The organism is Oleiphilus sp. HI0080 (assembly GCF_001635135.1).
The window spans coordinates 1-8,191 of the sequence record NZ_LWFU01000001.1; the positions used below are offsets into that span (position 1 = coordinate 1).

Here is an 8,191-nt window from a genome sequence, read left to right on the forward strand (position 1 = left end):
GGTCAGCCACCATGTCTGCAATAGAAAAATCAACTTCGTGGCCAACCGCGCTGATTATGGGCAGGTCGCTTTGATGAATTGCCCGAGCCACCAGTTCTTCATTAAATGCCCAGAGGTCTTCTAATGAGCCTCCTCCGCGTCCAACAATAATTAGATCAGCCGGCTTGTGACGATTTGCCAGTCGGATAGCGTGCGCGATCTGTTGTGCCGCACCTTCGCCTTGCACGGCTACGGGGATTAGATTGATTTCCATTGCAGGGAATCGACGGCGGCTAACGTGCAAAATGTCGTGAATTACTGCTCCAGTCGGAGATGTGATTATGCAGACTGATCGTGGCATCGTAGGGACTGGTTTTTTATGGCGCTGGTCGAAGAGGCCTTCGGCAGAGAGTTTCAGTTTTAATGCCTCAAAAGCGGCTTGCAGCTCGCCGATTCCAGCGGGCTCCATTCCCTCAGCGATTAACTGATAGTCGCCCCTTCCTTCGTAGAGGCTTAGTTTTCCTCGAACAATGACTTTGTCGCCTTCTTTGGGCTGATAGCGCAACCTCTGGTTAAAGCCGCGAAACATTGCGCAGCGAATCTGTGCTTTGGAATCTTTTAAGGAAAAATACCAGTGTCCAGAGGAGGGTTTGGCAAGTCCCGAAAGTTCGCCAACCACCCACACTTGCGCATAGCTTACCTCGAGCATGCGCTTTACCTGGCGATTTAGTTCAGAAACAGTGAGTGCTGACGGTTTGCGAGCAGGCTGCGGTGTGTTTTCAGAAAAATAAGACATGAGACGCCATGTGGATTGTTGACCGATCGGTCATGAAAATTCTATGCAAATTAGTGATTTACAGCAAGGTAAACAGCAAACTATAATAAACCGCTTTTCTCGGCATGGCTAAGGAATTCTCCGATGTTGCGAATAGCGCAAGATGCATTGACCTTTGACGACGTATTACTCATTCCTGGGTATTCTGAAGTTCTCCCCAATCAGGTAGCCCTGAGCACGCGTTTGACGCGCAAAATAAACCTGAACGTTCCCCTTATATCGGCAGCAATGGACACCGTGACTGAAGCGAACCTTGCAATAGCAATGGCGCAAGAAGGCGGTATCGGCATTGTGCATAAAAACATGACGGCCCAAGAACAGGCGGCGACTGTTCGGGCGGTTAAAAAGTTTGAGAGTGGTGTTGTTAAAGACCCGATAACGGTGACACCAACGACGACTGTTCGAGATGTACTGGAATTGACCAGTGCTCATAAGATTTCTGGTCTCCCTGTTGTGGATGGTAAAGATCTCGTTGGTATCGTGACGGGACGAGATATCCGCTTTGAAAGCCGTCTCGATACGCCTGTGTCGGCGATCATGACACCTAGAGAACGGCTCGTTACCGTCAAAGAAGGTGAAACCACAGAAGCCATTAAAGATATCCTGCACAAAAATCGCATCGAGAAGGTCCTTGTCGTTAATGATGATTTTGAGCTGACTGGCTTGGTGACCGTTAAGGACATGCAAAAGTCTCAAGATTATCCAAACGCGTGTAAAGATGAATTTGGACAGCTCCGAGTAGGTGCTGCGGTTGGCACGGGTGAAGGCACGGAAGAGCGCGTAGCGGCGCTGGTCAAAGCGGGTGTTGATGTCATTGTGGTTGATACTGCGCACGGGCATTCGAAAGGCGTGCTTGATCGAGTTCGTTGGGTAAAAGACAACTATCCTCAAGTAGAAGTGATTGGCGGCAACATTGCGACAGCAGAAGCGGCTGTCGCGCTTGCCGAAGCTGGAGCAGATGCGGTTAAAGTCGGTATTGGCCCCGGTTCTATTTGTACCACGCGTATTGTTGCAGGTGTCGGTGTGCCACAAATCTCTGCTATTGCAAACGTAGCCGAGGCTTTGAAGCCGTTCGATATCCCTATTATTGCTGATGGTGGTATTCGCTTTTCTGGTGATGTATCTAAGGCGATTGTCGCTGGCGCGCATACCATCATGATTGGTAGCTTGTTAGCGGGTACTGACGAAGCACCGGGAGAAGTGGAGCTGTATCAAGGCCGTAGCTATAAAGCGTATCGCGGAATGGGCTCGCTTGGTGCTATGGGGCAAGCCCAAGGTTCAAGTGATCGCTACTTCCAAGATGCTAAATCTGGTGTTGATAAGTTGGTGCCCGAAGGTATTGAAGGTCGTGTCGCCTGCAAGGGGCCAATGAGTGCCATTATTCATCAGTTGATGGGCGGTTTGCGCTCTAGCATGGGCTACACTGGAAGCCAAAATATTGAAGAAATGCGCACTAAGCCTGAGTTTACCCGCATTACAGCGGCAGGTATGAAAGAGAGTCACGTGCATGATGTGACGATCACCAAGGAAGCGCCTAACTATCGAGTAGGTTAATTCTTGCTGTTATTCATGATTCGTTCGACTTGTTGATCACAATAATCGGGAGCATTCGTCTCCCGATTATTTTTTTAAGGTAAATATCGGTATGACCACGTCTGAAACTGCAAACCAGAACATTCACGCACACCGCGTACTCATTCTAGATTTTGGCTCTCAATACACACAGCTAATCGCGCGTCGAATTCGTGAGATCGGAGTGTTCTGTGAGATTCGTGCCTTTGATATGGAAGATGGCGAAATCCGCGATTATGCCCCTAAGGCCATTATTCTCGCTGGTGGTCCAGAATCGGTGACGGGTGAAAATACTCCGCGAGCGCCGCAAGCGGTTTTTGATCTTGGTGTGCCGGTTCTAGGTATTTGCTACGGTATGCAGACCATGGCAGAGCAGCTAGGCGGAAAAGTTGAAGGCTCTGATGTGCAAGAGTTTGGTTACGCGCAAATCGAAGTTACGAATGAAAATCCGCTTTTTAAGGACATTCGAGATCACTTTGGGGAGAACGGCAACGCATTGCTTGATGTCTGGATGAGTCATGGTGACAAGGTTGTTGCAATGCCCGATGGTTTCGAATTAATGGCACTGACCCCATCTTGCCCGATTGCCGGTATGTGCAATGTAGACAAGCATTTCTATGGCGTTCAGTTCCACCCTGAAGTCACTCACACCCTGCAGGGTAAGCGTATTCTTGAGCATTTTGTGCTCGATATTGCTGGCTGCGACGCTTTATGGACGCCAAGCAAAATTGTTGCCGATGCGGTCGCTACGGTAAAAGAGCAGGTTGGTTCAGATCACGTATTGTTAGGCTTGTCGGGCGGCGTTGATTCATCGGTTGTTGCGGCGCTACTTCATAAAGCGATTGGTGATCAACTCACCTGCGTGTTCGTTGATAATGGCTTGTTGCGCCATAACGAAGGCGATCAGGTAATGAAAATGTTCGCTGACAACATGGGCGTTAAAGTTATCCGTGCTGATGCTGAAGACCTGTTCTTAGGCAAACTAAAGGGTGCATCAGACCCTGAAGAGAAGCGTAAAATTATTGGTAATACCTTTATCGAGGTGTTTGATGAAGAGTCATCCAAAATTGAGAATGTGAAGTGGTTGGCTCAAGGCACAATTTATCCCGATGTTATCGAGTCTGCGGCTTCCAAGACCGGCAAGGCGCACGTCATAAAATCACACCACAATGTCGGTGGTTTGCCCGAGGACATGAAGCTTAAGCTCGTTGAACCATTGCGCGAGTTATTTAAGGACGAGGTTCGTAAGATAGGCCTTGAGCTTGGTCTGCCTTATGACATGGTGTATCGCCATCCGTTCCCAGGTCCGGGGCTCGGTGTTCGTATCTTAGGTGAAATAAAGAAAGAATATGCGGATCTGTTGCGTCGCGCCGATCATATTTTTATTGAAGAGCTGCATCGTCATGATCTGTACCATAAAACGAGTCAGGCATTCGCGGTATTTCTACCGGTGAAGTCCGTTGGCGTAGTCGGTGATGCAAGACGATATGAGTACGTGGTATCTCTGCGCGCAGTTGAGACAATTGATTTTATGACTGCGCGTTGGGCGCATTTGCCATATGATTTTCTTGAGCTGGTGTCGAACCGTATCATTAATGAGATTTCTGGCATCTCTCGAGTTACTTATGACATTTCTTCGAAACCTCCAGCCACGATTGAGTGGGAGTAGGTCTAACGGCGTTTCGCCAAGCGGCACCTCGACCTAATGCAGCATAGCGACGAGTACTTCATGCAACAGGCGCTTCGTTTAGCGGAGCGTGCTGCCGAGCATCAGGAGGTTCCTGTTGGTGCTGTCGTTGTGCTGGACGGCGAGATTGTAGGAGAAGGTTGTAATGCGCCGATTGGTAGCTGTGATCCAACGGCGCATGCCGAAGTATTGGCTATCCGAGAGGCTTGCCAGAGAGTGGGTAATTACCGGCTTCCTGAGGCGACCTTATATGTCACTATAGAGCCTTGCACGATGTGTTGTGGCGCCATTGTGCATTCTCGTATTCGGCGTTTGGTGTTTGGTGCGCGAGAACCCAAAGCTGGTGCTGTTCTCAGCCAGAACCGTTTGCTGGAGCACGCTGCAATGAATACGCGCGTTGAAGTCACCTCCGATGTGCTTGCAGAATCTTGTAGTGGCTTGATCTCCTCATTTTTTGACCTTCGCCGCAAGAAAAAGAAGGCCCTCAAGTTAAACAGCAAGACGCCTTGATGGCTTAGATCGCTTCATCAATACAACAAATAAGCGGTCATAAATAATTGCGCATAAAATGTGATAATCAAATGAATCGGTTAAGATTATTTTCTTGAACGGAAACGCGGAGAAAGAGAGCATTATGAAAGTATTGGTAACGGGCGGTGCTGGCTACATAGGAAGTCACGTTGTTAAGCAGTTAGGAGAAGCTGGGCACGATATTGTTGTATACGACAATCTCTCTACTGGCTACGAATGGGCGGTGACTTGCGGAGAGTTAGTGGTTGGTGATGTCGGCGACTTTGACAAGCTTGATGCGCTATTTACCGAACACACTTTTGAGGCGGTGTTGCACTTCGCTGCAAATATTGTCGTCCCTGAGTCGGTTGAGAATCCGCTTAAATACTATGGCAACAACACGCGCAATACCCTAAACCTGTTAAGCGTTATTCAAAAACATCAGACGCCATACATGGTATTTTCATCGACGGCGGCAGTATATGGCATGCCGGATGAGAAGGTGTTGACAGAAGATATGCCTTTAGCACCGATTAACCCCTATGGTGCGTCGAAGATGATGAGCGAGCAGATGATCCGTGATCTGTCATTTGCAACAGGTCTTAAACATGTCATTTTGCGCTACTTTAATGTTGCCGGTGCAGATCTTCAAAGCCGAATTGGCCAAGCAACCCCCGAAGCAACGCACTTAATTAAAGTTGCCTGTGAGTGTGTTACCGGCGCCCGCACCGGGATGAAAGTATTTGGCACCGACTATGAAACTCGTGATGGCACATGTATTCGCGATTATATCCATGTCGATGATTTAGCAAAGGCGCATGTTATGGCGCTAGATTACATGGCAAAAGGTGGTGACTCGCAAATCATGAACTGTGGCTATGGTCGTGGTTTTACGGTGAAAGAAGTGATCGACGTTGTGAAAGAAAAATCCGGTGTTGATTTCTCGGTAGAAGAGACAGAAAGGCGCGCGGGCGATCCAGATGCATTAATGGCCGACAATACGAAAATAAAACAAACGCTTGGCTGGGCACCGGACAATGATGATCTTGGCGTGATTGTGCAATCGGCGCTAGATTGGGAAGCTGTTTGGCAAACCAGGCGCGATGGTGCATAAGTATGTCTGGTTTTGTTCTGGATTCTAGGTTAGAGAGCGACACAGTATTCTTGTTCGACTGGCCGCTTTGCCGTGTTGTTCTGATGAATGATGCGCATTATCCTTGGTGTATTTTGATTCCGAGAGTTGTGAAACCCTCTGGCGACCAAGTGACTGAGTTATACCATTTGGATGACGCGCAGCGAGCGCAACTGGACAAAGAGAGTAATGTGCTGTCAACGCATCTGATGGAACGCTTTGATGGCGACAAATTGAATATTGCCGCGCTTGGCAATGTGGTTGCACAACTGCACATTCACCATGTTGTTCGTTTTAAGATAGATCATGCATGGCCTGCGCCTGTTTGGGGAAAATTTGCAGCGACGCCCTATGAGGTGACCAGGCTTGAGGCATTGCGAAGCGGCCTCGTTGACAGTTTAGCAAAGCAGTTTTCCTGAGTCTGATATACGATGTCGAGAAGAGGCTAGGGCGCGCGTGTCAACGCTTTCTGTTCGTCAGCATTACCTAGAGCGCTATGCCGAACCAGAGGCTCAAGAACTATGGCGGAGTGATTCTGCCTTGTCGCAGATAGGGCAGGGAGTAAAAGAGTTATTTGTTCTACCCGCCTATGATGAGCGCATTGACGTGCTCTCATCGTTCCTTGAGATGCCAGCGCATCAGAACCTGCTTTCTATTTGGGTATTGAATGCGCCGCATCCGGTGGTCGATAAAACCAAAGCCAGATTACGCACCCAAAAAACGCTTGAGCACTTCACGAAGTCGCTTCAAGCAAAAGAAATCTCGTCACGCCTGTATCTTGCCCAAGTAAGCCAAAACCACCAGGTTCTTATTGTTGATCGCTGCTCTGAGGGAAATACCATTGACCCGAAACACGGAGTGGGTTTAGCGCGAAAAATTGGAGCAGATATCGCCATCGCAGTTGCTCAAACGAATCTCGATATTGGCTGGTTACACTTTTGCGATGCGGATGTCGCGTTACCTGATCGATATTTCTCTGCGGTACGAGACGGCTTGTGTATTGGGGCGAGCGCTAGATCGCCAAGTGCCATGGTATATCCGTTCACGCACAAGGCAAGCAAAGGTCTCGAGCTTGAAAGCGCTTTGTATGACTTTAAGCTTCGCTATTATGTTGCTCAGCTCAGTGGGGCAGGCTCGCCTTACGCCTACCACGCATTGGGCTCGACGATGCTGATCAACCTAGATGATTATTGCAAAGTGCGAGGCGTACCGAAGCGCCCGGCAGGCGAAGACTTTTATCTTTTAAACAAACTCGCGAAACATAATGGTGTGGTGAGTTTGGATGAGCCGGAACTGTCGATCGCAGGCAGAGATAGCGAGCGGGTGCCTTTTGGCACCGGACCGGCCCTGATTAAGATTGGTCAGCATCAACAAGCACTGCAAGACTATCGTTATTATCACCCCAAAAGCTTCAAAGCGCTTGGAAGATTGCGGTTTGTGCTTAATAATAGCGCCGCTGAAATTTCCCCAGAGAGGTTTTTGGCAAGGCTTGAGTCCTCGGTGAGCCAAGATCACGTATTACCTGACGTGCTTGATTCATTGCGCTTTGATCGGTTTCTGTTGCATTGCAGCAAACAAGCATTGCACGGACAAAGAGCACTGGCTGCGTTTGACGATTGGTTTGATGCGTTTACCACCCTTAAGTTTGTTCATGCCTGCAGAGATTTGTTCTACGAGGATTTGCCATTAGGTGCGTTGATCGAGCATGGAGCTGAGCTTCCGGCTGATCTGCTTGAGCAGTACAACACCATATTAATGAACTGGAGTGCTTAGTGAGAGAAGAAATATCGAGGTTTATAGCTGGCCTGGAACCCTGGCAGTACGAGGTTTCTGGCGGTTTTAAGCTTCGTGGCCACTACACACCGCCCTCCGGAAAACCTGTGATCCATTTTTTACATGGGAACGGGTTTAATGGTTTGGTGTATGAGAAGTTTTTAGGGCCCTTGTCCAAACACTTCGATCTATTCCTGAGCAATGCTCAAGGCCATGGCGATAGCGATGCAGGCGAGCGTTTTACTAACTGGGACGACAGCGCGCATTACTTTTCAGAGGTTTGGCAACATTACTCTAGCATGTGGAATGATGTTCCTCGCGTTGGCCTAGGGCACAGCTTTGGCGGAGTAAATACGCTTCTAATGGCTGCTGCTGATTCCATGCTGTTTGATCGTATCATTATGCTCGATCCGATCATCGGATCGCGGGCGTTCACCCTTGCCGCAAACGGGATGCAGTTTCTTGGCTTGTCAAAGTATCTACCGATGGTCAAACAAGCGAAAGTGCGCGGAACATACTGGCACGATGAAGACGCTATGTGGCGATACTTCTATCAACGAGGCACGTTTAAAGGCTGGGATGACGACTGCCTACATTCCTACATCAGGCATGGAATGCGCGCCTCGGAGAAAGGAGGTTTTGAGTTAAAATGCCCGCCGCGCATTGAGAGCGCTATTTTTGCCAGCTATACCTCTGCGATATG

At 48.9% G+C, this 8,191-nt stretch carries 8 protein-coding genes; 7 read left to right on the forward strand and 1 reads right to left on the reverse strand.

All coding sequences use genetic code 11. The annotated features are described in order from the left end of the window. On the reverse strand, positions 1 to 775 hold a 775-nt coding region (xseA, locus tag A3751_RS00005), incomplete at its 3' end, for an exodeoxyribonuclease VII large subunit (RefSeq protein WP_068450701.1). 123 nt (positions 776 to 898) lie between these two features. Here xseA and guaB point away from each other — a divergent pair. From guaB to A3751_RS00040, 7 genes are all read left to right on the forward strand, one after another. Further along, complete coding sequence (gene guaB, locus A3751_RS00010; RefSeq protein ID WP_068450709.1) at positions 899 to 2,368, forward strand: IMP dehydrogenase; 1,470 nt, start codon at positions 899 to 901, stop codon at positions 2,366 to 2,368. 91 nt (positions 2,369 to 2,459) lie between these two features. Continuing rightward, positions 2,460 to 4,055: a glutamine-hydrolyzing GMP synthase gene (gene guaA / locus A3751_RS00015; protein ID WP_068450712.1), complete on the forward strand. Its 1,596-nt coding sequence runs from the start codon at positions 2,460 to 2,462 to the stop codon at positions 4,053 to 4,055. Between the two features lie 36 nt (positions 4,056 to 4,091). Then, positions 4,092 to 4,583, forward strand: coding sequence for a tRNA adenosine(34) deaminase TadA (tadA, locus tag A3751_RS00020; protein WP_068450717.1), 492 nt, complete (start codon positions 4,092 to 4,094; stop codon positions 4,581 to 4,583). 124 nt (positions 4,584 to 4,707) lie between these two features. Continuing rightward, positions 4,708 to 5,697, forward strand: a complete 990-nt coding sequence (gene galE / locus A3751_RS00025; RefSeq protein ID WP_068450720.1) for a UDP-glucose 4-epimerase GalE — start codon at positions 4,708 to 4,710, stop codon at positions 5,695 to 5,697. 2 nt (positions 5,698 to 5,699) lie between these two features. Beyond that, complete coding sequence (locus A3751_RS00030) at positions 5,700 to 6,134, forward strand: HIT domain-containing protein (protein ID WP_068450731.1); 435 nt, start codon at positions 5,700 to 5,702, stop codon at positions 6,132 to 6,134. A gap of 37 nt (positions 6,135 to 6,171) precedes the next feature. Beyond that, a complete protein-coding gene (locus tag A3751_RS00035) occupies positions 6,172 to 7,488 on the forward strand; it encodes a hypothetical protein (protein WP_068450734.1) in 1,317 nt (438 codons plus the stop codon). Continuing rightward, positions 7,488 to 8,191: alpha/beta fold hydrolase (locus A3751_RS00040; protein WP_068450741.1), on the forward strand; the 704-nt coding region annotated here is incomplete at its 3' end. The genes A3751_RS00035 and A3751_RS00040, both read left to right, overlap by 1 nt.

Excerpts from the sequence above, each read along its gene's own strand:
- guaB (WP_068450709.1), top strand. The coding sequence starts at position 899 with ATGTTGCGAATAGCGCAAGATGCATTGACCTTTGACGACGTATTACTC.
- guaA (WP_068450712.1), top strand. The coding sequence starts at position 2,460 with ATGACCACGTCTGAAACTGCAAACCAGAACATTCACGCACACCGCGTA.
- tadA (WP_068450717.1), top strand. The coding sequence starts at position 4,092 with ATGCAGCATAGCGACGAGTACTTCATGCAACAGGCGCTTCGTTTAGCG.
- galE (WP_068450720.1), top strand. The coding sequence starts at position 4,708 with ATGAAAGTATTGGTAACGGGCGGTGCTGGCTACATAGGAAGTCACGTT.
- A3751_RS00030 (WP_068450731.1), top strand. The coding sequence starts at position 5,700 with ATGTCTGGTTTTGTTCTGGATTCTAGGTTAGAGAGCGACACAGTATTC.